The 26495-nt window shown below is 48.9% G+C and carries 23 protein-coding genes and 1 pseudogene; 10 read left to right on the forward strand and 14 right to left on the reverse strand.

Annotation, left to right across the window (positions count from 1 at the left end; translation table 11 throughout):
- Nucleotides 1-14: 14 nt before the first annotated feature.
- The 3 genes from T495_RS0112070 to pyk all read right to left on the reverse strand — a co-directional run bounded on the left by T495_RS0112070 (nt 15) and on the right by pyk (nt 4396).
- Nucleotides 15-716, reverse strand: coding sequence for an iron-sulfur cluster assembly scaffold protein (locus T495_RS0112070; RefSeq protein ID WP_013065322.1), 702 nt, complete (start codon nt 714-716; stop codon nt 15-17).
- 129 nt (nt 717-845) lie between these two features.
- A complete protein-coding gene (locus T495_RS0112075; RefSeq protein ID WP_081832113.1) occupies nt 846-2888 on the reverse strand; it encodes a M3 family metallopeptidase in 2043 nt (680 codons plus the stop codon).
- Nucleotides 2889-2950: 62 nt separating this feature from the next.
- Nucleotides 2951-4396, reverse strand: a complete 1446-nt coding sequence (gene pyk, locus T495_RS0112080) for a pyruvate kinase (protein ID WP_033148845.1) — start codon at nt 4394-4396, stop codon at nt 2951-2953.
- Between the two features lie 192 nt (nt 4397-4588).
- Between pyk and T495_RS0112085 the strand changes: the two genes are divergently transcribed.
- The 5 genes from T495_RS0112085 to T495_RS0112105 all read left to right on the forward strand — a co-directional run bounded on the left by T495_RS0112085 (nt 4589) and on the right by T495_RS0112105 (nt 10299).
- On the forward strand, nt 4589-4864 hold the full coding sequence (locus tag T495_RS0112085) for an HU family DNA-binding protein (RefSeq protein ID WP_028904228.1): 276 nt from the start codon (nt 4589-4591) through the stop codon (nt 4862-4864).
- A gap of 241 nt (nt 4865-5105) precedes the next feature.
- On the forward strand, nt 5106-6680 hold the full coding sequence (locus T495_RS0112090) for an Rne/Rng family ribonuclease (protein ID WP_028904227.1): 1575 nt from the start codon (nt 5106-5108) through the stop codon (nt 6678-6680).
- A 19-nt stretch (nt 6681-6699) separates the two neighbouring features.
- Entirely contained in the window at nt 6700-7884 is a 1185-nt protein-coding gene (locus T495_RS0112095; RefSeq protein WP_033148846.1) for a glycosyltransferase family 2 protein, read from the forward strand.
- 73 nt (nt 7885-7957) lie between these two features.
- Complete coding sequence (locus tag T495_RS0112100) at nt 7958-9211, forward strand: ATP-binding protein (RefSeq protein WP_051652028.1); 1254 nt, start codon at nt 7958-7960, stop codon at nt 9209-9211.
- A gap of 17 nt (nt 9212-9228) precedes the next feature.
- Entirely contained in the window at nt 9229-10299 is a 1071-nt protein-coding gene (locus T495_RS0112105) for an endonuclease/exonuclease/phosphatase family protein (RefSeq protein WP_081773383.1), read from the forward strand.
- A 40-nt stretch (nt 10300-10339) separates the two neighbouring features.
- Here T495_RS0112105 and T495_RS0112110 read toward each other — a convergent pair.
- A pseudogene (locus T495_RS0112110) lies at nt 10340-10798 on the reverse strand (hypothetical protein); the annotation flags it as partial.
- A 125-nt stretch (nt 10799-10923) separates the two neighbouring features.
- On the opposite strand from T495_RS0112110, the gene T495_RS15335 reads away from it, so the two are divergent.
- Entirely contained in the window at nt 10924-11598 is a 675-nt protein-coding gene (locus tag T495_RS15335; protein WP_081832114.1) for a head GIN domain-containing protein, read from the forward strand.
- Nucleotides 11599-11656: 58 nt separating this feature from the next.
- On the opposite strand, the gene T495_RS0112120 is transcribed toward T495_RS15335, so the two are convergent.
- Nucleotides 11657-13312: an alpha-amylase family glycosyl hydrolase gene (locus T495_RS0112120; RefSeq protein ID WP_033148848.1), complete on the reverse strand. Its 1656-nt coding sequence runs from the start codon at nt 13310-13312 to the stop codon at nt 11657-11659.
- Entirely contained in the window at nt 13299-14189 is an 891-nt protein-coding gene (gene fabD / locus T495_RS0112125; RefSeq protein ID WP_033148849.1) for an ACP S-malonyltransferase, read from the reverse strand. The genes T495_RS0112120 and fabD overlap by 14 nt, the downstream gene beginning before the upstream one ends.
- A gap of 200 nt (nt 14190-14389) precedes the next feature.
- Between fabD and T495_RS0112130 the strand changes: the two genes are divergently transcribed.
- From T495_RS0112130 to T495_RS0112140, 3 genes are read left to right on the forward strand one after another with little or no spacing between them, the layout of a single operon-like run.
- Entirely contained in the window at nt 14390-14998 is a 609-nt protein-coding gene (locus T495_RS0112130) for a thiamine phosphate synthase (RefSeq protein ID WP_033148850.1), read from the forward strand.
- A gap of 40 nt (nt 14999-15038) precedes the next feature.
- Nucleotides 15039-15977, forward strand: coding sequence for a ribose-phosphate pyrophosphokinase (locus tag T495_RS0112135; RefSeq protein WP_028904219.1), 939 nt, complete (start codon nt 15039-15041; stop codon nt 15975-15977).
- Between the two features lie 5 nt (nt 15978-15982).
- On the forward strand, nt 15983-16549 hold the full coding sequence (locus tag T495_RS0112140) for a DUF4369 domain-containing protein (protein WP_033148851.1): 567 nt from the start codon (nt 15983-15985) through the stop codon (nt 16547-16549).
- An 18-nt stretch (nt 16550-16567) separates the two neighbouring features.
- On the opposite strand, the gene glgP is transcribed toward T495_RS0112140, so the two are convergent.
- Both glgP and T495_RS0112150 read right to left on the reverse strand, forming a co-directional pair.
- A complete protein-coding gene (glgP, locus tag T495_RS0112145; RefSeq protein ID WP_033148903.1) occupies nt 16568-19144 on the reverse strand; it encodes an alpha-glucan family phosphorylase in 2577 nt (858 codons plus the stop codon).
- 37 nt (nt 19145-19181) lie between these two features.
- Entirely contained in the window at nt 19182-20882 is a 1701-nt protein-coding gene (locus tag T495_RS0112150; RefSeq protein ID WP_033148852.1) for a glycogen/starch synthase, read from the reverse strand.
- Nucleotides 20883-21019: 137 nt separating this feature from the next.
- Between T495_RS0112150 and T495_RS0112155 the strand changes: the two genes are divergently transcribed.
- Nucleotides 21020-21439: a hypothetical protein gene (locus tag T495_RS0112155; protein WP_033148853.1), complete on the forward strand. Its 420-nt coding sequence runs from the start codon at nt 21020-21022 to the stop codon at nt 21437-21439.
- A 33-nt stretch (nt 21440-21472) separates the two neighbouring features.
- Here the strand turns inward: T495_RS0112155 and T495_RS0112160 are convergent, their stop codons facing one another.
- From T495_RS0112160 to T495_RS0112185, 6 genes are all read right to left on the reverse strand, one after another.
- Nucleotides 21473-21853 (reverse strand): (deoxy)nucleoside triphosphate pyrophosphohydrolase, encoded by a 381-nt coding sequence (locus tag T495_RS0112160; protein ID WP_033148904.1) that lies wholly within the window; start codon nt 21851-21853, stop codon nt 21473-21475.
- A gap of 265 nt (nt 21854-22118) precedes the next feature.
- Nucleotides 22119-22673 (reverse strand): very short patch repair endonuclease, encoded by a 555-nt coding sequence (locus tag T495_RS0112165; protein ID WP_033148854.1) that lies wholly within the window; start codon nt 22671-22673, stop codon nt 22119-22121.
- A gap of 1 nt (nt 22674) precedes the next feature.
- Nucleotides 22675-23106: a hypothetical protein gene (locus T495_RS0112170; protein ID WP_033148855.1), complete on the reverse strand. Its 432-nt coding sequence runs from the start codon at nt 23104-23106 to the stop codon at nt 22675-22677.
- On the reverse strand, nt 23100-24620 hold the full coding sequence (locus T495_RS16225; protein ID WP_081832115.1) for a DNA cytosine methyltransferase: 1521 nt from the start codon (nt 24618-24620) through the stop codon (nt 23100-23102). Before T495_RS16225 ends, T495_RS0112170 begins: the two co-directional genes overlap by 7 nt.
- Nucleotides 24621-25631: a DNA cytosine methyltransferase gene (locus T495_RS0112180; RefSeq protein WP_033148856.1), complete on the reverse strand. Its 1011-nt coding sequence runs from the start codon at nt 25629-25631 to the stop codon at nt 24621-24623.
- Nucleotides 25631-26479, reverse strand: a complete 849-nt coding sequence (locus T495_RS0112185; RefSeq protein WP_033148857.1) for an NgoPII family restriction endonuclease — start codon at nt 26477-26479, stop codon at nt 25631-25633. Before T495_RS0112185 ends, T495_RS0112180 begins: the two co-directional genes overlap by 1 nt.
- Between the last annotated feature and the right edge of the window lie 16 nt (nt 26480-26495).

Raw genomic sequence — 26495 nt, forward strand, 5'->3', positions numbered from 1 at the left:
GTCGTATCCTCCTATTATTCTTTACGTGGATCAATAGCCTTAACTGCACCCTGCTCCTCGGTTGTACGACCGTAAGAACCAGTGAACTTCTTCATAGCCTCGTTGGCGTCCATACCGTTCTTGATGGCCTCCATCATCTTGCCGAGGTGTACATACTCATAACCGCAAACCTCGTTGTTAGCATCGAGGTACTGCTTTGTGATGTAACCCTCAGTGAGCTCGAGGTAACGTGTACCCTTGGCAACAGTACCATAGAGAGTACCAGTCTGTGAACGCAGACCCTTACCCAGGTCCTCAAGACCAGCACCGATAGCCAGACCGCCCTCAGAGAAAGCACTCTGTGTACGTCCGTAAACAATCTGCAGGAAGAGCTCGCGCATAGCGGTGTTGATAGCATCGCAAACAAGGTCGGTATTCAGGGCCTCGAGGATGGTCTTACCAGGCAGAATCTCAGAAGCCATAGCAGCTGAGTGAGTCATACCAGTACATCCGATGGTCTCAACAAGAGCCTCCTGGATCACACCGTCCTTCACGTTCAGGCTCAGCTTGCAGGCACCCTGCTGAGGTGCGCACCAGCCAATACCGTGGGTGTAACCAGAAATTTCCTTGATTTCCTTTACTGCTACCCATTTGCCCTCCTCGGGGATAGGTGCAGGTCCATGGTAAGCGCCCTTACAAACGCTACACATGTTCTCCACTTCTTTTGAATAAATCATTGATAATAAAACATTTAAATGTTAAACAACTTGATATTTCCTTCTTTTTGACCTACAAAATTACTCGAATTATTTGATATTTGCCTTGTTACGGCTTATCATTTAGGAATTATTAACCAACCAACGGACTTACAGACCACGATACTTCAGGAATCCTGAGGCATCGGGAGTCTTCATGCCTGTAAAGTCGGTAAACATCTCCATCTGGTCCTTGGTATTTCCACGGCTCAGAATCTTCGAGCGGAATGCCTGACCTGTCTCGGGCTTCAGCACACCAAGCTTCTGGAAGGTATCGGCCACATTGCAGGCCAGTACCTCGGTCCACAGATAGCTGTAGTAGCCAGCGGCATAGCCTCCACCCCAAACGTGGTTGAAGTAAGAGGTGCTGTAACGAGGAGGTATCTGAGTATCGTAGATGCCGATCTTCTTCAGAGCATCGATCTCGAACTGCTCTGCCTCATCGGCAGTAGGTATCTCGTTTGACGACAGATGATGCCAAGCCAGATCAAGGCAGGTAGCTGCCAGATTCTCACCCAGTGCGTAGGCTGTCTGGAAGTTGATGCTCTTCAGCATCTTCTCCTTCATGTCGGCAGGCATAGGCTCACCCGTAACAGCATGTTTGGCGTAGTGGTCGAAGATCTCAGGGATAGAGGCGAATGTCTCGTTGAACTGCGAAGGCATCTCCACAAAGTCGCGTGCCACAGCTGTACCGCTCAAGGTATTGTAGTTGCAGTTTGAGAGCATGCCGTGCAGCGCATGACCGAACTCGTGGAACAGGGTGGTCACCTCGTCCCAGGTGATGAGCGTGGGCTGTCCCTCAGGCGCCTTGGCATAGTTGGTGACATTATAAATAATAGGTAGCTGATGGCGGAAGCGGCTCTGCTTGGCAAAAGCGCTCATCCAGGCACCGCCACGCTTGGTAGGACGGCGATAGGGATCGCTATAGAACAGCGCCAGCATCTTACCATTCTTGTCGCGCACCTCAAACACCTTCATATCAGGATGATAGGTAGGGATGTCCTTACGCTGCACGAAATTCAAACCGTAAACACGATGAGCGGCGTAGAACACACCATTCACAATCACACTGTCGATATTGAAATAGGGTTTCACCTCGTCGTCGCTCAGGTCGAGCAGTTCCTTCTTCATCTTAGCCGAATAGTAGAAACGGTCGTAAGGCTGCAGCTTGAAGTGAGGTCCCATCTGCTTCTTGGCATAGTCCTCGATAGCCTTGGTCTCAGCCTGAGCCTTAGGGGTATATTCAGCAATCAGCTGCTTGAGGAAGTTATACACATTGTCAGAGTTTTTAGCCATCGTACGCTCGAGTGAATAAGAGGCATAGTTCTGATAGCCCATCAGCTCACCCTTCTCTGCACGTAGCTTGGCAATCTCAACAACAATGGGGAATGTGTTGTACGTGCCACCACCATCAGCACGACGGCGAGAAGCATCAAACACGCGGCGACGCAGGTCGCGATTATCCAGGCTGGCCAGGATAGCCTGCTGGGTAGTATTGACAATGACAATAGCGTAAGGCGCCTTACCACCACGGCTCTCGGCATCCTTCTTGCACTGGGCGATATCAGCCTCGCTCAGACCTGCCAGTTCCTCCTTGGTGTTCACCCATACCACCGCATTATTGGTGGCAGCAGGCAACAGGTCGCCCCACTGCTGCTGTAGCTCAGAGATGCGCATATTGATCTGCATCATACGTGCCATCTTCTCATCACTGAGCAATGCGCCCGAACGTACAAAGTCCTTATAAACCACCTCCGTGAGTCGCTGGTCCTCGCCTTTCAGGGTCTTGAACTCATGGTCGTAAACATATTTAACCTTCTTAAAGAGCGCTTTATTAAAGGTAATCTCGTTTTCAAGCTCTGTAAGCAGTGGCGTGATTTTCTTCTCGGTCTCGGCGATGGCTGGTGTCTTATGCGCACTGGCCAGCCCCTCAGCCACGTTCAACCATTTGTCGAATTCCAGTCCACTCTTCTCCAAGGCCAGAATGGTATTCTTGAAAGTTGGCTTCTGCTTGTTGGCCACAATCTGATTGATTTCCTGACGCTTCAGTTTGATAGCCTTCTCGATGGCAGGCAGGTAATCGGTTTCCTTAATCCTGCTGAAGTCGGGTGCACCCTGAGGCAGACCGTCGGCAGCAAACGTGGGCAGCATCATGGCTGCGAAACTCAAAGTCATGAGCGTTTTTGTTACTTTCATATTCGTTTATTGATTGGTCATTATTTCTTGGAATGGGGCAAGTGGAACTTGTACTGGTTGGTGAGCACTTCCTTGACGGTATTAATCTCCAGGAACTTGGTACCACCACCCTCGCCGATGTTTCCACTCAGATAAGCAATCTTATCCTCCTCCTGCACGTAACCCTTCTGGCGCAGCATACGCACAGCAGCGTGGAACAACTCCTCGTTGTCGATATGCTCCTTCTGGAAAACAGGTATCACACCATACGACAGATTGAGCAGACGCTGCAGCTTGTCATTGTAGCAGATAGCCAGCACGGGGTTAGGACCACGGAAGGCAGCCAGGTTGCGTGCGGTGTCGCCAGAGCTGGCATCGGTAATGATACCCTTGACACCCAGTTTCTCGGTAGCCTCGATAGCAGAGTGCGACATAAACTCACGGATATCGCAGTTGGGCGACAGGGGCACCTCGATATCATTCTCACGCATCTTGTCCTTCTCGGCCTGCTCGGCAATAGCCGCCATCGTACGTACTGCCTCTACAGGATATTTTCCGCTGGCAGTCTCTCCCGACAACATCAGCGCATCGGTACGATAGTAGATAGCGTTGGCAATATCCGTCACCTCTGCTCGTGTAGGACGTGGGTTACTAATCATTGTATGAAGCATCTGAGTAGCTACGATAACGGGCTTCTTGGCACGTACGCACTTACGGATAATCTGACGCTGGATACCAGGAATACGCTCAATGGGCACCTCGATACCCAAGTCACCACGTGCAATCATGATACCATACGAAGCCTCGATAATCTCGTCGATATTATCCACACCCTCCTGATTCTCGATCTTAGAGATGATCTTGATGTCAGAGTTGTAGGCATCGAGAATGGCCTGTACCGCACGCACGTCGGCAGCCGATCGCACAAACGAGTGAGCAATAAAGTCGATATCCTGATCGATGGCCAGCATGATGTTCTTACGGTCCTTCTCTGTCAGTGTAGGCAGGGCGATATGTACACCTGGCACGTTCACACTTTTGTGCGAACCCAGCACGCCATCGTTCTGCACCTGGGCAATGACCTGCGGACCGTTGATACCAATAACCACCATGTCGAGCGCACCATCATCGAACAGGATGTGGCAGCCCTCATGCACATCGGCCGCAAAGTCGGCATACGACAGATTGATAATGTCGTGGGTAGTATCCATCTCCGGGCGCCCGAAGATTTTCACCACATCTCCCGTCTTGTAGGCGATGGGCTCAGCACAACCTGTGGTACGCACCTCAGGGCCTTTGGTATCAATCAATATACCAATGTGATGACTCACACTACGTACATTATTAATAATATTCTTGATACCCTGCTCATCGGCATGAGCCGTATTCATTCTCACCACATTCATACCTGCCTCGAAAAGACTACGGATGAAATCCTGATCACATCTTCTGTCACTAATGCTAGCTACAATTTTTGTCTGCTTCATGTTATTTTTCCTTCATTTTGTGCTGCAAAGGTACAAAAAAACGACCAAAAAGAGACGAAAATCATCATTTTTTGAAAAAAAATCTATAAATATTTTCGTAATCGGCTGAAAATTAGTAACTTTGCAGTCCGAAATCGAAGAATTTCGAGTTTACACATTATTAATATATAAAGAAGAATAAGGAATAAAGAAATGACAAAGGCAGAAATCATCAACAAGATTGCTGAAGAGACAGGCCTGGCGAAGAAAGATGTAGCCATCTCGGTTGAAGCCTTCATGGAGACTATCCGCGAGAGTCTCGCAGACGACAAGGAGAACGTATATCTGCGTGGTTTTGGCACCTTCATCGTGAAGCGTCGCGCCCAGAAGACCGCCCGCAACATCTCTAAGAACACCACATTGGTTATCGAGGCTCACGACTATCCCGCTTTCAAGCCATCAAAGAGCTTTATCGAAAAAATGAAGTAATTAACATTATAAATTATTAGTATTATGCCAAACGGAAAGAAAAAGAAGGGCCACAAGATGGCTACACACAAGCGTAAGAAGAGACTGCGCAAGAATCGTCATAAGAGCAAGTAAATCTTGATCCTCTGTGACCAATAAAAAAGAAATGAAAGGAGTGTGCCTGCTAATCCCTATCAGGATAGCGACACACCCTTTTTAGTACTAACGACAACCCTGTCAACAACAAAAGTAACGCAAGACAATGACAAGTGAAGTAATCATCGATGTGCAGCCGAAGGACATTTCTATAGCCCTGCTCGAAGACAAACAGCTGGTAGAATACCAGCAGGAGCAGCGCACAGCTTCGTTCTCGGTGGGCAACATTTATGTGGCGAAAGTCAAAAAACTGATGCCAGGACTCAACGCTTGTTTCGTTGATGTCGGAGCTGAACGCGTGGCATTCCTGCATTACCTTGACCTGGGAACTCAATTCAACTCTTACGAGAAATACCTGAAACAGGTAGTAAGCGACCGCAAGAAACTCTACCCCATCCAGAAAGCCAGCATTCAGCCTGAACTGAAAAAGGATGGAAGTATCGCCAACACCCTGAAGGTTGGACAGGAAATACTGGTACAGATTGTCAAAGAACCTATCAACACCAAAGGTCCGCGCCTTACATGCGAACTCAGCTTCGCCGGACGCTACCTGGTGCTGATCCCATTCGAAGACAGTGTTTCCGTTTCCACCAAAATCAAGAAAGGCGAAGAACGTAGCCGACTGAAGCAACTCATCCAGAGCATCAAGCCCAAGAACTTCGGTGTCATCGTACGTACGGTGGCCGAAGGCAAGCGAGCAGCTGAACTTGATGCCGAGCTGAAGATTCTGTTGAAGCGTTGGGAAGACGTGATCACCAAAGTCCAGAAGACCACAGAGCGTCCACAACTCTGCTTTGAGGAGGAAAGCAGGGCCGTAGCACTGTTGCGTGATCTCTTCAATCCCACTTACGACGGCATCCACGTGAATGATAGCGACATCTACGGCGAAATCAAGAATTACCTGGGACTCATCGCACCTGAGAAGGAGGACATTGTGAAGCTCTATAACGGCACAGTCCCCATCTTCGACAATTTCGATGTAACCAAGCAACTGAAGTCTGGCTTTGGAAAGACGGTCAATTACAAACATGGCGCCTATCTGATTATTGAACACACAGAAGCCATGCATGTAGTTGATGTGAACAGCGGTACACGCATTAAGAAAGAGAACAATCAGGAGACCAACGCCCTCGAGACCAATCTGGGAGCCGCCGATGAGCTGGCCCGCCAGCTGCGACTCAGGGATATGGGTGGTATCATCATCGTCGACTTTATCGACATGAAACTGCCCGAGGATCGCCAGTTGCTCTACGAACGCATGTGCAAGAACATGCAGAAGGACAGAGCCAAGCACAACATCCTGCCTCTCTCTAAGTTCGGCCTGATGCAGATTACCCGTCAGCGCGTTCGCCCTGCCATGAGCGTGAACGTGGAGGAAACCTGCCCCACCTGTTTCGGAAAAGGAACTATCAAGTCGAGCATCCTGTTCACTGACACCCTCGAGAGTAAGATCGATACCCTGGTCAACAAGATCGGAGTCCGCAAGTTCTATCTGCACGTCCATCCCTACATCGCCGCCTATATCAACAAGGGCTTCATCAGCATGAAGCGCAGGTGGCAGATCAAGTACGGATTCGGCATCCACGTGATCCCGTCGCAGAAACTGGCATTCCTTCAGTACGAGTTCTATGATGCCAACAAGCAGTTTATAGACATGAAGGAAGAAATCGAAACAAAGTAAAACAAACAATCCTCTACCTATGATTACACTGAAAATTCTTTTTTGGGCCATGCTGCTCATTGTATTCTATACCTACATCGGGTACGGAATTCTATTATACCTCATCATCCGGCTAAAGCGAATCCTTGCGGGCACTCCCCGCAAGGTCGCAACGCCTGGCGATGACGAACTACCCACCATGACACTCATGATTTGCGCCTACAACGAAGAAGACGTTGTAGCCGAGAAGATGGCCAACACCCTGGCTATCGACTATCCGCGTGACAAATTCCGCATCATGTGGGTGACTGATGGCAGCAACGACCGTACCAACGAGCTACTGAAGGCCTACCCCGAAGTCGACGTGGTATTCAGCCCCGAACGTAAAGGCAAGACAGCAGCCCTGAAACACGGCCTGCAGGAACTCCAGACGCGCTACGTGGCATTTACCGATGCCAACACCATGATCAATCCAGGCGCTATGAAGGAGATTGCCCGTCTGTTCATGGACCCCACCATTGGCTGCGTATCAGGCGAGAAGCGCGTAGCAGCCCGTAAGGAAGGCGAGATGGCAGCCGAAGGCGAAGGCCTTTACTGGCGTTACGAAAGCACCCTGAAGAAGTGGGACAGCGAACTCTATTCAGCCATGGGTGCTGCCGGCGAGCTCTACGCCATCGACCCCACTCTGGTACACGAGGTACCCGATTCAGCCCTGCTCGACGACTTCATGATGTCAATGTTCATCGTAAAAGATGGCAAGCGAATCGCCTATACCCCCGACGCCTACGCACAGGAATACGGCTCGGCCAATATGTTCGAAGAATCCAAACGTAAACGCCGCATTGCTGCAGGTGGTCTGCAAAGCATCTGGTGGCTGCGCAGTTTGCTCAATCCGTTCCACCAGCCATTAGTAACCTTCCAGTACATCAGCCACCGCGTCCTAAGATGGAGTATTACTCCAATCGCCATGGTAATCCTACTGGTTATCAATGCATTATTAACAGCACTAAACGCAGGTTTATTCTTCAATATTGCACTTGCGCTCCAGATAATTTTCTATCTGACAGCCTTCTTGGGATGGCAGCTCAGCCGACGAGGCGCCAAGAACAAGTTGCTCTATACGGCCTACTATTTTGTGTTCATGAATCTCAATGTTTTTCGCGGAATGGCCTATCTGTGCAAGCATAACAACAGTGGCGCATGGGAAAAAGCTAAAAGAAGTTGAAAAAAATCCTATTTTTCTTTTGTATTACAAAAAAAAACATTACCTTTGTCCCGAATTAGTGTATTTTCGTTGAATGGACAGAACCGAAAAAGACATATTGCTACAGAAATATGCAGATGCAAACCGCAGGTTAACACTTGCGCAAGAGCAGCTTGCTATTGCCAATCAGAAGCTCAAGGAATATGAGGAAAAAGCCCAGAAGGCAGAGAAGGCAAGCAAGATGAAATCGCTCTTCCTGGCTAATATGAGCCATGAAATCCGTACGCCCCTTAATGCCATTGAGGGTTTCTCTCGTGTGTTGGTAGAGACCGATTCACAGGAAGACCGCATGAAGTTCTTCGAGATTATCGAGAGCAACAACAACCGCCTGATGAGCCTTGTTAACGAGATTCTCGATTTGTCGCGTGTAGAATCAGGCGAGATTGTCATGAAGAAATCGAGCACCGACCTCAACCAGCTTTGCGAGAGCATCCGCAATATCTTTAAGTTCCGCTGTCCAGAAACGCTAAAACTCGAATGGAAGAAGCCTAACATGGCAGTCACCTTTGTCACCGACGCCAACCGTATCACCCAGGTTTTCTCCAATCTTATCAGCAATGCCCTCAAGCATACGCACACAGGTAGCATCACCTATGGCTATCGCATGCTCGACGAGGGATCACACATCGAATTCTATGTTCAGGATACCGGTTCCGGTATCGCTCCCGAGGATATTCCCCACTTGTTTGAGACCTACGTTTCGCGCGATGCCGAGACCAAGAACAATGGTTACGGTTTAGGATTAGCACTTTGCAAGATTATCGTTGAGAAACTGGGTGGAAATATTTACGTCGACTCTAAGATGGGCGAAGGCTCACTGTTCCGATTCGTTCTGCCTTTCGAGGGCACCATCGGCGGCATGTCGCCAGTTCGCAACACCACCACCTCGAATGTTCGCACCATCCGTGTTAGCGGCCGTCCCGACAACATGAATAAGAAGAGCATCCTAGTGGCCGAAGACGAGGACAGCAACTACGAGCTGGTAAAGATTGTGCTCCACAAGCGCTATCGCCTGATTCGCGCCCATAATGGTATTGAGGCTGTAACACTCAACGAAGAGGAACATCCCGACCTGATACTGATGGATATCCGTATGCCCGAAATGAACGGCCTCGATGCCACCCGTATCATCAAAGAGGTAGACTCGAACACACCAGTCATCGCCCTCAGTGCCTATGCTTTCGAGGAGAACATCCGCGAAGCCAAGAACGCTGGTTGCGACGAGTTTATGGCCAAGCCATTCAAGGTTGAGAACCTGATTGAGATGGTTGGCAAATATCTCGACTAAAAATCATTACACATATTATGGGAAAATTAGCTGTACAGAAGTACTTTTCATTCACCATCCTTATTCTTACAGTCTTAGTTATGATTTTCACCCTCGTAGGTCTCTACGGAGGTGATGTTCAGCCTGCAGGAAACACGGCACGCGCCATGCTGGTATATGCGTTGCCGGTACTGATAGGAGCCAATTTGATATTGCTGGTTTTCTGGCTTATCATGCGCCGATGGCACTGGGCCATCATTCCGCTTATAGCCATCCTTTGCTGCATCCCATATGCTGGCACCATCTATCAATTCGGCTCATTGGATCCTGCTGCCGATTCCAAGCCCGGCATCAAGATTGCCACCTACAACGTGGCCATGTTCAGCCGTGAGACTTCAGGATTCATCGCTCAGGACATTCTCTCTGAGATGAAGAAACAGAAAGTGGATGTGGTTTGTTTCCAGGAATATAACGACCACTGTGGCGACAAGAAGAACTCCGATTCCTACAAGGATTATTTCCCCTATATGGCACAGGGCGAGAGCGACATGATGATCTATAGCCGCTACCCCATCACCAAATCGAAAAATCTTAACTTCGAGATGACCAACAACAGTGCTATGTGGGCCGAGATCAACGTGAAGGGCACCGTGCTGCGCGTGTATAATGCGCACTTGGAGACCACTGGTATCAACTCCACCCTCCACAGAGCCAGCAAACTGATCAATCAGGGAATGGATATTGAGAGCAACGCGCTGATACGCGCCTTCTATGGCAACTATACACTGGGCATGATAGCCCGTTCGGGCCAGGCCAACATTCTGTCGATGGACATGCGCGAGTGCGAAGCCCCCATCATTGTATGCGGCGACTTCAACGATGTGCCCTACTCTTACGTCTATAACACCATGCTTGGCGACAAAGTTGATGGTTTCAAGGAGTGCGGTAGCGGATTTATGTACACCTTCCGTGGTGGCAACAAGAAGGTCCGCATCGACTACATCTTCCACGACAAGGGCATGGAGGGCATCACCTACTACAAGCGTGAGCTCAGCTACTCCGACCACAACCCCGTGTTTATGAAGATAGCACTCAATCAGCAGAAATAAAGAATCCCGCTACACGCGGGATTTTTTTTGCTTTACAGAGTCACACAATCTTGAACCTTACCCTGAACGAATGCTCTTGTTCGTCCCAGTTGGTGCCCAACAGTTCGAAGCGTCCTATCTGCGAGGTAGAGCGCACATGCTTGCCGATACAGGGGCACACATCATAATCGCCTATACGTACCAGTCGGATAGTCTCCGAGGCATCGTCGGGCAGTCGGTCGAGCGATACGTCATCAGGCAGATTGTCGCGCGTAACGAATTCGAAAGTCACAGGCAGGTCCTCTTCTATCAGTTCGTTCATCCGTCGCTCAATCTCACGTTCGTCAACGCGCGAAGGCTTCTGCTCGAGATGGAAACTCATCTTGCTCTTCTTGCGCTCCACATGGGCATTGAACGAGCGCCCGCAATCAAACATGCGGATCATTGTCTGATTCAACAAATGCTCAGCCGTGTGGGCTGGCGGAAACTCCTCCTTATTGTGCTCATTGAGTATATAATCAGCCATAACATTAAAAATTTGGCGCAAAAATACGAATTTTGATTAAAAAAAACAAGTTTCTTGCAACTTTTTCCTACCTTTGTGCGTCAAACCTATAAAATAAACCAATTAAAATAGTAGAAAGTATGAAAAAAGTATTGTTTCTGATGGTAAGCGTTCTGGCACTTACATCATGCAAAGTCGATTTAGCCAACTGGGGTGCTAACCAAATCAAGCCAAGCGACGAGATTGTCACCAAGACCTACCAACTTGATGCCTTCGAAGAGGTCAACATGAGCGGCGTGGGACATATCGAGCTGATACAGGACGAGAAGAAAAGCGGCACCATCGAGCTGACCGCCCCCGATAACTATGTCGAGCTTTACAAGTTTGAGAGCAAAGACGGCAAGCTGTCTATCGGCTTCACCAAGAACAATATCAACCTGAACACCAAGCACGTCGATATCAAGGTTTATACCGCCGACCTCATCAAGCTGAAGAATGGCGGTGCTTCGAGCATTAACATGGAAAAGCTGGATACCGACCAGCTCACGATTATCAACAGCGGCGTGGGCAGCATCAAGATTGCAGGTATTGCCGACAATGTGGAGATGACCAACAGCGGTGTGGGCAGCATCGACGCTCAGCGTCTGAAAGCGCTCAACGTCAAAGCCACCGTATCAGGTGTAGGCAGCATCACCTGCTATGCCTCCGAGAAGATTGAAAGCAGAGTATCAGGCGTTGGCTCACTGAAATATGCAGGCAACCCCAAGCAGACCGACAATCACCGCTCAGGCGTTGGCAGCATCAGCGAAATGTAAGAACAAAGCTGCAAACAGCAAGCCATAAATTAGGGCGACCACGATGGCCGCCCTTTATTTATGCTCTGAACTTCAGCACCATAGCGCTGAGTGGTTTCATCTCCAATGCCACAGCGCCATCGCGCTTCAACGTCAGCTTCAGCTTATGGCCCGAAAGCAGATCGGTGGCTGTAGCCCCCTTCTCTTTCAGCCTCAGATAGGCGAAGGCATGATCGGGAATCGTGATATTCACGGTTACCGGCAGCTCGTCGAAATTCACCACCACCAGTAATGTCTCACTGCCCGCCTTACGCAGGAACGCATACTGACGCTGCAGATGCCCGTTCACATACATCAGATCGAACGAAGCACCCTCCGTAACCGCCTTCTCGTTCTTAGCGATGTTCATCAGCTTCACATAGATATCGTGAAGATACTTCTCACGGATAGTGAATTTGCGGTTAGCCGCACGCACCATGGTGTCAACGCTCCAGTAATCGAAGATGGTAGTACGCCCATCCTGTCCGCTGAATCCCTCGGCATCCATACCACGCTCGCCATACTCCTGTCCGAAATAGATCATGAGCGGATTCTGGTACAACAGCGCCGATACAGCCAGCGCCGGCACCCCCTTCAGCCCGTCGCCGGCAAAGAAATCGCTGGCAATGCGCTGCTCGTCGTGATTCTCCAGGAAGTAGAGCATATGCTGACGGATATCGTCAGTCTGCTGCCAGGCGCCCGTGATGGCGTGAGCCGACTGTCGGCCGCACATCACATTGCGCAGCGTGTCGTACATGCCCACCTTATCATAGAGATAGTCGAAGCCAGCGCCCAGATAGTTGCGATATTCAGCCGGGTTATACACCTCGCCAATAAAGATGATCTCCGGATAGCGGTACTTCACCTTGTCGGTAGCCCACTGCCAGAAGGCCGTTGGCACCATCTCAGCCATGTCGCAACGGAATCCGTCTACCCCCTTGGCAGCCCAGAACAGCAGGATATCCGTCATCTTATCCCACGTATTGGGGATAGGCGAAAAGTGCCCCACTCTGCCGGCATAGTAATCAAGACCGTAGTTCAGCTTCACCGTCTCATACCAGTCGTTCTGGCCCGGCGCATTGTTGAAACAGTCGTTACCCGTGGCCTTGGCCGGCTCCTCGGTATAAGGCTCGTTCTCGCCATGATACAGGTCGAAGTAAGGATGGAAACACTGTCCTGGACAATAGTAGAAGTTGTTCTGCGGCGAGAATCCCAGTTGCGGATTATCCTCCTCGCCCAGATCCTTCACGCCCTCAGGCTTACAGATAGAGTGATACTGACGTGCCACATGATTAGGCACAAAGTCGATGATCACCTTCAGTCCGGCTTGATGGCTACGCGCCACCAGTGCCTCGAACTCCTGCATGCGCTGGTCCACATCCACAGCCAGATCGGGATCGATATCATAGTAATCCGTGATGGCGTAAGGCGAGCCCGCCTTACCCTTCACCACAGCCGGATGCTGACGTGGAATGCCATATTGAGAGTAATCCGTTTGCGAAGCATGACGGATAACACCAGTGTACCAGATATGACTCACGCCCATCGCCCTGATTTTTTTCAGGACAGTGGGCGTGAAGTCGTTCAGTTTTCCGCAACCGTTCTCCTCAATCGTACCATCGTGCTTGCACGTGGTATTGCGATTGCCGTATAAACGGGTGAAAACTTGATAAAGGATGATCTTACTCGATGCCATGGGCAGCTACCTCTTTGTTGATCTTAACGATCATGCCCTGGAGGGCCTTACCAGGACCACACTCAGTGAAGTCGTCGGCACCGTCGGCAATCATATTCTGCACGCTCTGAGTCCAGCGAACCGAACTTGTGAGCTGCGCAATGAGGTTAGCCTTGATCTCAGCGGGATCGGTATGAGGCTTAGCGTCAACATTCTGATAAACAGGGCACTTAGGCGTCTTGATCTCAGTAGCCTCGATAGCAGCCTGGAGCTCGTCCTTAGCAGGCTGCATGAGTGGAGAGTGGAAAGCACCACCCACCTTGAGCACGAGTGCGCGCTTAGCACCAGCAGCCTTGAGCTGCTCGCAAGCCTCCTCGATAGCCTCTACATTACCACTGATAACCAGCTGTCCTGGGCAGTTATAGTTAGCAGCTACTACTACACCCTTGCCCATCTTGCTCACCTCGGCGCAAACCTCCTCAACCTTCTCATCAGGCAGAGCGATGATAGCAGCCATAGTTGAAGGCTGAGCCTCGCAGGCCTTCTGCATAGCCATAGCACGTGCATAAACCAACTTCAGTCCATCCTCGAAGCTCAAAGCACCAGCAGCAGTCAGAGCAGAGAACTCACCCAGTGAGTGGCCAGCAACCATCTTGGGCTCGAAAGCCTCACCCATGCAGAGTGCTGAAATCACGCTGTGCAGGAAAACGGCAGGCTGAGTAACCTTGGTCTGCTTGAGTTCCTCATCAGTTCCAGCGAACATAATGTCGGTGATGCGATATCCGAGAATGTCGTTTGCTTTCTCAAAAAGTTCCTTTGCCAGTGGGTTGGTATCGTAGAGATCCTTACCCATTCCTACAAACTGTGCTCCCTGTCCGGGAAAAACAAATGCTTTCATCTTTTAATTTACAATTTTATTATTTACGATTTACAATTTATTTCCAATTTGGATATTTGTGCCATTTTGGTTCTTTCAGGATGCAAAATTACTAAAACTTTCTGAAAAATGCACCTCGAGCGCCATTTTTTTAAAGAAAGTGGTCATAATATCGAAAAATCTGTGTAATTTTGCACTTAGAAAGAGAATAGATGGCAAAAATGAAGTTAATTGTAATGACGAAACCCACATTCTTCGTCGAAGAGGACAAGATACTAGCAGACCTCTTCGAAGAGGGATTGGAGAATCTTCACCTCTATAAGCCAGGCGCCTCACCAATGTATTCTGAGCGCTTGCTTACCCTTCTTGGCGAAGATTATCACAACAAGATAACCGTTCACGGACACTTCTATCTGAAAGAGGAATATCACCTGCGTGGTATTCATATAGACGATGCGCACACCGAGCCCCCAATAGGCTATAAGGGGAATATCAGCCGTACGTGCCACGCAATCGACGAGCTGAAGGACACGAAGAAGAAATCGAACTACGTGTTCCTGCACTCTATCTTTGACAGCCAGACCAATGCCAACGAGAAGCAGTCGTTCACGATGGACGAGCTGCGCGAGGCCTCGAAGCAGGGCCTCATCGACAAGAAGGTCTATGCCCTTGGCGGCATGAATCTCGACCGCGTGAAGGAGATCAAGGATCTGGGCTTTGGCGGCCTCGTGATATGTGGTGACCTGTGGAACCGATTCAACATCCACAACGAGATTGACTACAAGGCGCTGCTCACTCACTTCGAGAAGCTGCGCAAAACCATAAAATAGGGAAAAATGAACTAACTTCAAAAAAATAGGTATTTAAATCATGAGTGAAAAAAGCTCTTACATGGTATTCTCAGGCACAGCAACGAGATACCTGGCAGAAAGAATCTGTCAAAGTCTGGGTTGCCCATTAGGCCAGTTGCAAATCACCAAATTCTCAGATGGAGAGTTTGCCGTTTCTTACGAGGAAAGTATTCGTGGACGCGACGTCTTCCTGGTACAAAGCACCTTCCCCAATTCCGACAATCTGATGGAGTTGCTGCTGATGATCGATGCAGCCAAGCGTGCTTCGGCCCGCACCATCAACGCCGTCATCCCCTACTTCGGATGGGCACGTCAGGATCGCAAGGATAAGCCACGTGTCAGCATCGGTGCCAAGCTGGTTGCCGACCTGCTGAGTGCAGCTGGTGTGAACCGTGTGATCACGATGGACCTCCATGCCGATCAGATTCAGGGATTCTTCAATGTGCCCGTTGATCATCTGTATGGTTCCAACGTCATCCTGCCCTATCTCCAGCAGCTGAACCTCGACGAGCTGGTGATTGCCTCTCCTGATGTGGGTGGTTCTAAGCGTGCCAGCACCTATGCCAAGTACCTGGGTTGCCCCCTGGTACTGTGCAACAAGACCCGTGCGCGCGCCAATGTAGTAGCCACCATGCAGATCATTGGTGAGGTAGAAGGCAAGAACGTGGTGATTATCGACGATATGGTTGACACCGCCGGCACTATCACCAAGGCCGCCGACCTGATGAAGGAGCACGGCGCCCTTACTGTTCGCGCTTGCGCCAGCCACTGCGTGATGAGTGGTCCTGCCAGCGATCGTGTACAGGAGTCGGCCCTCGAGGAGATTGTATTCACCGATTCCATCCCTTACACACAGCGTTGCGCTAAGGTTAAGCAGCTGTCGGTAGCCGACATGTTTGCTGAGGCCATCCGTCGAGTTATCGACAACAAGAGCATTAGCGACCTGTACATTGTATAATATTAATGAAGATCAGAACCATCATCGGACTGGCTGCGACGGGAATCATTGCCTGCGCATGCCAGTCTGATTCGTATCAGATAAAAGGTTACGCGCGCCAGCTGCAGGATGGCGATACCATCACGCTCCAGCTGGAGGACAGCCGGCAGATACTGGGCCAGACGCTTGTTGCCGAGGGTAAGTTCAGCTTCTCGGGCACTACCGATACCACCGTGTTCTGTCGTGCCTACCAGAACAGCCAGCCCCTCACCGCCATCAGCTTCTTCCTTGAGCCAGGCAGCATCACCATCGAGTTGCACCCCTACCCCAAACCATCGCGTGTTTCGGGCACGGTTCTCAACAACCAGTGGCAGCAGCTCAACGACTCCGTCCAGCTATTGGGCGACCAGCTGATACGCCTGGCAGAACGCTCTACCACGCCCGATGCCGGAAATCGGCAGCAGCTACAGCAGCGTATCGACAGTCTGCATCGCGCCCTGTCAGGCTGCATTATCAACACAGCCCGGCGCAACCAGGATAATGTATTAGGAAAATATATCCGACAGAATTACAAAGAACCCGAGTTCAAATGAACCCGGGTTCTTTTCTTATTATGCATTGTAGTTAGGAAGTTCCAACCACTTGATGTAGCAGAAGTCCTGACGGTGAGGCAGGTTCTTGTGCTTAGGATACATGCGCACAGCACTCTTGTACTGACCAGCCTGCTGTGGCGACAGTGTAGCCTCGAAGATATAGTTATTACCCTCATGACCAACCATCTTCAGAGGCTCGATCGAGAAGATGCGCTCCTCGCCCTCCTTGTTGATATACACGTTCACCTTCTCCAGCGCAACAGCATCTTCCAGACCCTGCTCGTTGATCACGTAGCGCACGGTGTACTTCTGGGCAGTCTCAATGCCAGCTACAGGATAGTCCCAAGTGCACGATACCACGTTGATGGCATCCCAGCGCTCGGCCACAGCCTCCTTCCACTGAGCAATCTCCTTGGCCAGACGGTTGTTGTCCTTCGAGAGCTCCTTGAAGCGCTTAGCCTGCTTGTTGTAGAACTTCTCGTAGTAGTCGTCCAGCTGGCGCTTCATGGTGTAGTGAGGCGCAATCTGGGCAATCGAGTTCTTGATCACCTTGATCCAGCCCTCGCTGATACCCTTCTTGTTCTTATTATAATAAAGCGGTACGATCTCGTTCTCCAGCAGTCCGTAGATGGTAGCGGCATCCAGGTTGTCCTGGTAGCCCTGTGCCTGGTAGGTACGCTTCTCGGTGAGCGCCCATCCGGCACCCTCACGATAACCCTCAAGCCACCATCCGTCCTTTACACTCAGGTTTACCACACCGTTCATCTCGGCCTTCTCGCCCGATGTACCCGATGCCTCGAGTGGACGTGTTGGTGTGTTCATCCAGATGTCAACACCCGATACCAATCGACGAGCCAGCAGGAAGTCGTAGTCCTCCAGGAAGATGATCTTACCCAGGAACTCAGGACGCTGCGAGATTTCGTAGATACGCTGAATCAGGCCCTGACCAGCACCGTCGGCGGGGTGAGCCTTACCTGCGAACAGGAAGATAACTGGGTGCTCAGGATTGTTCACAATCTTCGACAGACGCTCCAGGTTGGTGAACAGCAGGTGTGCGCGCTTGTAAGTAGCGAAACGACGGCAGAAACCGATTACCAGAGCGTTAGGATTCATGCTCTCAAGCAGCGAAACCACACGCGAAGGATCGCCCTGGTTCTTCAGCCACTTCTCGCGGAACTGCTCCTTGATATAGTCGAACAGCTTGTTCTTCAGCGCCATACGTGTCTCCCAGATCTCCTCGTCGGGACAGTTGTAGATGCCGTGCCATATCTCCTCGTTGCTCTGATCGCTCATGTGCTTGGCATCGAAGTACTTGGCATACACCTTGCGCCACTCGGTAGCACACCATGTTGGGAAGTGCACACCGTTGGTCACGTAGCCCACGTGGTTCTCCTCAGGATAGTAGCCTGCCCAGATGGGGGCAAACATCTTCTGGCTAACCCAGCCGTGCAGCTTGGATACACCGTTCACCTCCTGACAGGTGTTGCAGGCGAATGTACTCATACAGAAGCGCTCGCCGTGGTCATCAGGATTGGTACGACCCATGCCGATGAACTCATCCCACGAGATACCCAGCTTCTGTGGGTAACCACCCATGTACTTGCCGAACAGACCCTCGTCGAAGTAGTCGTGACCAGCTGGTACAGGTGTGTGAACTGTATAGAGCGAAGAGGCGCGAACCAGCTCCATAGCCTGGTTGAAGGTCATGCCCTCGTCGATATAGTCGCACAGACGCTGCAGGTTGCAGAGTGCTGCGTGTCCCTCGTTACAGTGGTAGATATCCTTCTTGATGCCCAGCTTCTTGAGCAGCAGCATACCACCGATACCCAGCAGTATCTCCTGCTTCAGGCGGTTCTCCCAGTCGCCACCATACAGGCTGTGGGTGATAGGCTTGTCGAACTCCGAGTTCATATCGTTGTCGGTATCCAGCAGGTACAGCTTTACACGACCCACGTTCACGCGCCATACATAAGCGTGCACCTGATAGTTGGTGTAAGGCACATCGATCACCATGGGATTGCCATCCTGGTCGAGCTGGCGCTCGATAGGCAGGCTGCCGAAGTTCTGGCTCTCGTAGTTAGCCACCTGCTGTCCCTCCATCGAGAGGCTCTGTGTGAAGTAGCCGAAACGATACAGGAAACCTACGGCGCACATATCCACGTTCGAGTCCGAAGCCTCCTTCACGTAGTCGCCGGCCAGCATACCCAGACCGCCTGAATAGATTTTCAGAGCCGAGTGGATACCGTACTCCATACAGAAGTAAGCCACTGATGGGCGCTTCTTGTCGGGTTCTACATCAATATACTCGTGGAATAATTTATAGACACTCTTGATACGTTTCATCAACGCCTTGTCCTTAACAATCTCCTCTTTTCGGGCGAAACTCAGGCGCTCCAGCAGCATCACCGGATTGTGTTTCACCTCGTGATAAAGCTCAGGGTCAAGGTCGCGGAACAGATCACGGGCCTCGTAATTCCATACCCACCACATGTTGTGGGCAATCTCGTCCAAACACTTCAGTTCTTCAGGAAGACTTGACTTCACGGTCAGCTCCTTCCACATTGGAGCATTTGCATAATCAGCTTTAATTTTCACCATAATATTTACAATTTAACAATGTACAATTCATAATTCATTTCTCAATTCTGGCTTTCGCCTTTCTCAGGGCAATATCATACGCCTCGTAATAGTATTCGATAAATTCACTCCAGAGTGCCTTTTTCGATAAGGCCTCAGCATGCTTGCGGCACGTCTCGATCTGCTTTTGCGTCATGTTCGAGAAGTCGGCCACAGTGTCCTTGATGGCATCAGCCACCTCGCTGTAGTTGTAGTCTGTGCGATGAATCACCTTCACACCATCCTCCAGCTGTCCCTCATGGCCGAACACGGTGTTGGCCCAGAGTCCGAAACCGGCCAGATCGGTAGTGATACAAGGCACCTTGAAGGCGATGGCCTCCAGCGGTGTGTAGCCCCATGGCTCATAGTACGATGGGTAGATACACAGGTCGTTACCCAGCACGATGTCGTAGTAGGTCATGTTCACGATACCATCGTTACCGTCCAGATAGCAAGGCAGGAATATCACCTTCACGTTCTCATCCTTACGGTTGTGCATATCGTAGTATTTCATCATGCCCAGCACGTTGTCGTGACTCATATTGTGCAGCCAGTGTGTCAGCTGTGGCACATCCAAGGGCTCATTGAACTTTGAACTTTGAGCTTTGAACTTTGAACTTTGAGCCAGTCGCTCCTGCAGGTCCTTGCGTGGCTCTCCCACCCATCCGGGCACCTCGATAAAAGCCACCACCTTCTTCTTCAGGTCGCGATCGCGCAGCAGTCGGTTCATAGCCTCCACAAACACGTCGATACCCTTATTGCGGAACTCGTATCGTCCTGATGTCGAAACCAGGAGCGTGTCGTCGTCCAGATCCTCGCCCAGCAGTGCGTTGGCTATATCCAGCATCTTGCGGCGGGCAGCCTTGCGCTTGCGTGCAAACTTAGCCGCGCTGGGCACAAAGCTGTTATCGAAACCATTGGGCAGCACCACGTCTACGGGCTTATCTAACAGCTCCACGCACTCCTTGGCGGTGATGTCGCTCACCGTTGTAAAGCAGTCCACGTAGTGCGCTGTCTGCTTCTCTATCGAGTGCTTGCTCTGCATGTTCAGTTCGCCCGCCATCTGGTCGCCGTTGTAGGCAAACAGGTAGTCGTAGAGCGGCTTCATGTTGCCCGCTATCGAGCGTCCGATGCTCGTGGCGTGGGTGGTGAAGATGGTACCCACCTGTGGCAGATGGTTGTTGATATACAGGGCGCCCAGTCCGCACATCCATTCGTTGGCGTGATAGATCACCTTGGTGCCCTTCTCCGTCCACTCACCGTTCTCCTTCTTCCACTGGTAGAAGCTCTCTACCACTAAGGCAGCCGCATACGAGAACATCGAGGCCTCGTCGTAGTCGCCATAGGCGTGCAACGAGTCCACGCCGTAGTTCTCCCACAGCCAGCCGTATATCTCATTTTTCTTTTCGAAATAGGGATTAAAGTCCACCAGTATAGCAATAGGCTCACCAGGCACAGTCCATCGGCCCACTCTCACCTTCAGTCCCTGCTCTTTCGCTTCCCATTGCCAATCGGCAAAGAGGGAAGTCTCCTCTCTGAAATAAGGACTCTCTTGCTCTTTCCAAAAATCAGGACCAATGAAGATGATTTTATCCCGAAGTGCCTCTTGCAGTGTTTTAGCACGTGTAGAAAGGACGGTATAGATTCCACCAACTTTATTACAGACCTCCCAACTTGACTCGAAGATGAAGTCCGGTGTTAATCGCTTATTTGCCATGTTTTACTTATCTTTGCCGCAAAGATACATTAAAATTTCTAAAATATGCAAGTTTTCTGCTAATTTTTTTCCCGTAAACGTTTAAATAATGATTTAGATTAGTTATCTTTGCCCGCGATTTCGAATAAGTGTTGATTATGAACAAGTTAATAGCAGTCGCGCTGTGCTGTATGGTGTCGTTTGGAGCCTTCGCTCAGAATCCGTCAGAGCCCTTTCGCGCGTACCTTATAAATAAAGAGTTCGACATCTTCCTTCATATCAATTTTTATGAACAAGACGTCACGGTGCCTGGCCAGGAGCTTTTAGGCCAGTTGCCCGGCTATCTGGGCAAGAACCGCAATCCCTTTGCGTGGCTCATCACCTCGGCCGAAGTGAAGGGCCACAAGGCCACCCTGCAGCTCGTCAACGATTATGGCAGCGAGGACCTCACCGCCACCCTCACCCGCAAGAACGATTCCATCTTTGTGTTGAAGCAGGAGTCAGGCAGTCCGCTCAAGGTGCCCAGCAAGGGCAAGTGGCTCAAGCTCCCCAAAACCCTCACCCTCCAGCGCAAATAGCAAGTTTCAGTAGCGGGCTCATCCATACATATTTCAGAACATCGCTTTCTGGAACAGCGTCCTGTCGGCCAGTAGCCAGTCCACGGTGAACCTCTCATTCCGCTTCAGCCATCGCGCTGCCGAGTGTTCCTTCAGCGTATAGCCACTATCCAAGTGGCACAGATAGCAGTACATCGTCATGCGGAACTTAGGGTATTCCCATTCTATCTTTTCCAGATAGCGCTCTATGGTTATTTCCGCAGCCAGCTCCTCGCGTATCTCCCGCTTCAGTGCCTCCTCGTGCGTCTCGTCCGGCTCAATCTTTCCCCCGGGAAACTCCCATTTCCCCTTCATATCGCCGTATCCACGCTGCGTCACGAATATGCGGTCCTTGTTGTCATGTATCACCGCCGCCACCACATGTATATGATTCATATCGCGCAGCCGCTTTTCCTTAGCCTCCATGGCCTGGCGTTTTCTCTCTTTCTCTCTCGCTTTCTTTTTCCTTCTCCGTTCTCTGAAGCCCCCTCCCGAATTCCTGCCGATAAGCCAGTAGAGCAGCAAGTAGCCTCCTATTGTAGCCAAAGCCTGCCATGGTGATGCCCATACAAACAGAGCCACAATCAGTATGATAACCAGATACAGCCCTAAGCTGCCAGTCAAGAGAACAAGAATCCACCACATATCAGTTTAATTTTATCTATTCCGTTTTAATGTCTTCAGCTGCCATCGGCAAGCTGCCACTCTCCTCCTCTATTGCAGGGTAAGCCTCATGCTTCAAGCTGTGATCCTGTAACCAAATATGGTTCAGCGTAAATGCGATGGCATCCAGCGTCTCTTCGCGCTTCTGGGGCTTCAACTCACACTCCCACACAGTGATACAGTGCCACCCCATCCTGGCCAGCTCCTGTTGTTTCTCCCTGTCGCGTTCCTTGTTCCTGCGAATCTTCGCCACCCAGAACGCCCGGTTTGTCTTTGGAATCTTGCAGCAAGCGCTGTTCTCAATCCCATCCTCCATCTCACCACTTCCATCAAACATCACCTCGTGTCCATGCCAGAAGCATCCGTTCACAAAGATGCACGTGCGATACTTCCTAAGCACGATGTCTGGCCGCCCAGGCAATCGCTTGTGGTTCAGCCGATAGCGGAATCCCCTACTCCACAGTCCCCGCCTCACAATCATCTCAGGCTTCGTATCCTTCGAGTGGATCGCCGCCATATTCTTGTGCCGCTGTTCTGCAGAGAGTTTGTCCATATTATTTCAACGTTTCAATCAGTTCATCTATCGAGCAGCAAACGCTGTCAAAGAGCTTGTACATCAGTTCAGGCTCCTGCCGCTCAGGGATATAGGCTATCGTGCGTTTCCCTTTACCAGCAAACCATCCTGCCTCCGTATGAGCGCTTCGCCCACAAGGCAGAACTAGCACGCAGGTATCACAGTCCTCCATCGCCTCGATATCATTATGAAACTGCCGCTCGGCCATAGGATGCTGCAGCATGTCACGATACTGCGCCGGACTCCATGCCATATAGTCAGCACTCACGTTCGCCCACTTGAACCCAGGATCACCCGATGGCGGATTCCGGAAGTCATACACGTCATGCCCAGCCTCCCTCAGTTTCTCCACCACCTCAGGATAAAACTCGTTCCGCCAGCTGCTGGCTACGTATATTTTCCTAACTAACATATGTTTTCCTTCTCATTTAGTTTCAACAATTCCCCTAGAGTTGTATCTGTAAATGTCCTCCAGATATTAAGGTGGACAGGCAAATAGTTGGAGAATAACTGTTTGACGAATTCTATTTCAAAAACGAATCTAAAGTCATTATCATTACACTCTGGATAAACTTCTGATTTTGTCCCAACTCTTACTAATTTAACCAAGTACAAGTCTCTTACACCTTTTCCTTTCATATATGGCATGAAATAGTATAGTTTACTTAAGGATATTACAGCCGGAAATCTCTTGCCTGTGTAGTATATTTTTGCAGATTGATCTGCATAATGCGCGACATTGTCAGGTTTTACAAGACAAAGAAGAACTCTTTTCGTTTTATTCTCACTCACATCAACCTCGGAGATATTACCCCCTACATTTAGACATGCTTTCAAGTTATTAATTATAAATCCGCTATTCTCCTTTGCTATATTCTTTATATCAATTGAGTTAATTGTCTGCAAGTTCAACTCTCGACTCTCAGTATCCACTAAGCCCATAATGTCTGAGAATGCTTCTTTCATTTGAACAGCAAGATACCAGGCCAACCTTGGAGGAACCGCATTACCAACCATCTTATAGCCGTCCTTTACATCATCATAAATAAAACGAAACTTGTCAGGAAAGGATTGAATTCTTGCGCACTCCCTAACACTTAACCTTCTATATAAGTGTTCGAAACCCTTAGCAAACACTCTCTGTGTTGGAGAAACATATACCATCTTGGGAGCCTGTGGATGCTGAGGAGCATTCCTTGCCTGAGCTTGCATTGTAAATGATGTTTCATCCCATCCTCGCACCCTATTTCTTGCCATGTACTTAGCGTCATAAGAGCCAGAATAGACATCATGATTCAGCCTACGAGGATTATCTCCTTCTACTTTTTCATCACAATAATAACGAGGAACTTCAGTTATATCACCAATAGCCTGCCTGAGCGTTACAGGCTCAGAGCTTACTGCATTAGGAAAAACAAACTTGTTTGAAAGATCATTTCTTATCCCAACGAAGAACACCCTGAATCTATCCTGAGGAATCTTATAATCAGCCGCATTCAATAGCTCATATGTAATTCTATATCCAGCTTCACGTAGTAAATTCATAAAACCGGATAAAGATTCTTTATGTTTATTATCAAGTATTCCTTGTACATTCTCGATAACAAAAAACTTCGGTTTTTTGTCCTTTACTATGCGAATATAGTCAAAAAACAATTGACCACGAGGGTCTTCAATTCCTAACTGTTTTCCCCCTTCACTCCATGCCTGACATGGCGGACCTCCAATAATACCATCGCAATCAGGAATATCATTTCCCGTAAGCGTGCGTATATCATTGGTATTCAGAATTGTGTTTGGATGATTGTATCTATATGTTGCATGAATAGAGTCGTCATACTCGTTTGCCCATACAACATTAAAACCAGCCTTTTCAAAACCGAGGTCAAGCCCGCCACATCCAGCAAAAAGTGATACAATATTCATTTAATCTTGATATTTCACACCATGTTTATCAAGTGCAGCACGAATACTCATTGCGACATAGTAAGCAAGGTTAACAGGAACCGCATTACCAATCATTTTGTAGCCCATGTTGACATCTGTGTAAAGGAACACATGATCATCAGGGAAAGTTTGAACTCTAGCCACCTCACGCACAGTCATTCTTCTATAAAGATGTTCTTTTCCGGGAACAAATATCTGTTCATTCTTGCCCAGTTTAATCATTTTGGGAGCTTGAGGATGCAATTGGCATTGACGTCCGCTTGCCTGCACAGTAAATCCAGGTTCATCCCAACTCCTTACACGATTTCTTGACATAAAAATAGTTGAATATGCACCAATAAAATACTCATGATTGGGTACTGCGCATTTGTCTCCGTTCGTTTTATTCTTTTCTAATGCAGGAATTGCATTATCTTTCAAATCCCAGATACAATCACGCAATACTGGTTTGTGTTTTAAAGGCTCTGGATACTCGAAGTCATGAATATTCAAGTCCTTTCTAAATCCTATATAGAATACGCGATCACGATCCTCTGGACAATCGTAATCATTTGCATTCAACATTTTAAGATTCACGTCATAGCCAGCCTCATCAAACAAACGCATAAAACCATTTACTGCATCTGAATGACGTTTAGCCAACATGCCAGAAACATTCTCTGCAACAAAGAATAATGGCTGGGCAGCTTTCAATATACGAATATACTCGTAGAAAAGTTGTCCACGAGCATCTTCAATACCTTTTAGACTACCTGCTTCACTCCAAGACTGACATGGAGGACCGCCTATAATACCTGTCACATGTTCTGGGAACTCACTCTCCTTCACATCACGTATATCACCTTCTATAAGGTGCGTATCTGGAAAATTGGCTTTAAAAGTCGGACAAATTTTGGGATCAAACTCATTTGCGACTACAGTTTTGAAGCCAGCATTATGGAAGCCTTTATCAAGACCACCAGCTCCAGAAAAAAGACTAATCAGTTTCATTAATAAAAATATGTTATAAGTTTTGAATTTATTAAATTTGCAGGATTTTGAGGATCCTCTATTTTTTCGTCAGATATAACTACACCATTTTCATCACAGAACTCTTCAAATTCTTCGACATTTTGAAAAGAATTATACTTATCCTCAGGAATTAATGCCACAAGTTTGAAAGTATAATTTGTCTTTTCTTCAAATAAAGACCTGAAATGTTGGAAAGGAGATTTTATGAGCCACATCCCTCTAATTCTCAAATCAGAAATATTAAGATGGTCGACATTATTTACTCTTCCCAGCTCATTTGTTTCAGCCAATTTAATATCATCAAGAGACTCAAGTCCATCTTTGATGGCATTCTCAACTCTCTCATAGACATCACGAGAATCGCAGTATAAATCGCCATATACAAAAAAAATATTTTGTAATATTTGCCCTTCTACTTGACCAACAACATAAACCATATCCTTTTCTTGCCAAGCTTCACATTCGCGGCAAGCTTTGCAGATTTTGGGATTGTCAGAATAAAGCTTGTTTTTGGGATAACTACTATTGAGTTGAAGCTGAGATGTCCCCAGAGATTCTATTTTTTTTATCTCTATAGCATCACTACCAGCAAGCATGGCATCGGGCGGATTTATACTATTTCCTATATATGAAAATATTCTATTCCTTGCCAGTTTGACAAATTGACCGTCTCGACCCAAACAATCTGCAAAAGCATTTTTTACATAATCTTCAAGAGCTGCCCCCATTTGGTTCGCTCTATTTGGGACAACTCCTTTAGGATCTTCGTCAACCACAAGAGAAGAGTTTTTGACTATTGCTTTTATTGCTGTAAGTATATTATTCATTGATATTAATTATACT

The organism is Prevotella sp. P6B1 (assembly GCF_000702825.1).
Classification (GTDB): Bacteria; Bacteroidota; Bacteroidia; order Bacteroidales; family Bacteroidaceae; genus Prevotella.

What these genes read in the sequence shown, in the direction of transcription:
- T495_RS0112070 (WP_013065322.1), bottom strand. Translation starts at nt 716, where the DNA reads ATGATTTATTCAAAAGAAGTGGAGAACATGTGTAGCGTTTGTAAGGGC.
- T495_RS0112075 (WP_081832113.1), bottom strand. Translation starts at nt 2,888, where the DNA reads ATGATGCTGCCCACGTTTGCTGCCGACGGTCTGCCTCAGGGTGCACCC.
- pyk (WP_033148845.1), bottom strand. Translation starts at nt 4,396, where the DNA reads ATGAAGCAGACAAAAATTGTAGCTAGCATTAGTGACAGAAGATGTGAT.
- T495_RS0112085 (WP_028904228.1), top strand. Translation starts at nt 4,589, where the DNA reads ATGACAAAGGCAGAAATCATCAACAAGATTGCTGAAGAGACAGGCCTG.
- T495_RS0112090 (WP_028904227.1), top strand. Translation starts at nt 5,106, where the DNA reads ATGACAAGTGAAGTAATCATCGATGTGCAGCCGAAGGACATTTCTATA.
- T495_RS0112095 (WP_033148846.1), top strand. Translation starts at nt 6,700, where the DNA reads ATGATTACACTGAAAATTCTTTTTTGGGCCATGCTGCTCATTGTATTC.
- T495_RS0112100 (WP_051652028.1), top strand. Translation starts at nt 7,958, where the DNA reads ATGGACAGAACCGAAAAAGACATATTGCTACAGAAATATGCAGATGCA.
- T495_RS0112105 (WP_081773383.1), top strand. Translation starts at nt 9,229, where the DNA reads ATGGGAAAATTAGCTGTACAGAAGTACTTTTCATTCACCATCCTTATT.
- T495_RS15335 (WP_081832114.1), top strand. Translation starts at nt 10,924, where the DNA reads ATGAAAAAAGTATTGTTTCTGATGGTAAGCGTTCTGGCACTTACATCA.
- T495_RS0112120 (WP_033148848.1), bottom strand. Translation starts at nt 13,312, where the DNA reads ATGGCATCGAGTAAGATCATCCTTTATCAAGTTTTCACCCGTTTATAC.
- fabD (WP_033148849.1), bottom strand. Translation starts at nt 14,189, where the DNA reads ATGAAAGCATTTGTTTTTCCCGGACAGGGAGCACAGTTTGTAGGAATG.
- T495_RS0112130 (WP_033148850.1), top strand. Translation starts at nt 14,390, where the DNA reads ATGAAGTTAATTGTAATGACGAAACCCACATTCTTCGTCGAAGAGGAC.
- T495_RS0112135 (WP_028904219.1), top strand. Translation starts at nt 15,039, where the DNA reads ATGAGTGAAAAAAGCTCTTACATGGTATTCTCAGGCACAGCAACGAGA.
- T495_RS0112140 (WP_033148851.1), top strand. Translation starts at nt 15,983, where the DNA reads ATGAAGATCAGAACCATCATCGGACTGGCTGCGACGGGAATCATTGCC.
- T495_RS0112150 (WP_033148852.1), bottom strand. Translation starts at nt 20,882, where the DNA reads ATGGCAAATAAGCGATTAACACCGGACTTCATCTTCGAGTCAAGTTGG.
- T495_RS0112155 (WP_033148853.1), top strand. Translation starts at nt 21,020, where the DNA reads ATGAACAAGTTAATAGCAGTCGCGCTGTGCTGTATGGTGTCGTTTGGA.
- T495_RS0112160 (WP_033148904.1), bottom strand. Translation starts at nt 21,853, where the DNA reads ATGAATCATATACATGTGGTGGCGGCGGTGATACATGACAACAAGGAC.
- T495_RS0112165 (WP_033148854.1), bottom strand. Translation starts at nt 22,673, where the DNA reads ATGGACAAACTCTCTGCAGAACAGCGGCACAAGAATATGGCGGCGATC.
- T495_RS0112170 (WP_033148855.1), bottom strand. Translation starts at nt 23,106, where the DNA reads ATGTTAGTTAGGAAAATATACGTAGCCAGCAGCTGGCGGAACGAGTTT.
- T495_RS16225 (WP_081832115.1), bottom strand. Translation starts at nt 24,620, where the DNA reads ATGAATATTGTATCACTTTTTGCTGGATGTGGCGGGCTTGACCTCGGT.
- T495_RS0112180 (WP_033148856.1), bottom strand. Translation starts at nt 25,631, where the DNA reads ATGAAACTGATTAGTCTTTTTTCTGGAGCTGGTGGTCTTGATAAAGGC.
- T495_RS0112185 (WP_033148857.1), bottom strand. Translation starts at nt 26,479, where the DNA reads ATGAATAATATACTTACAGCAATAAAAGCAATAGTCAAAAACTCTTCT.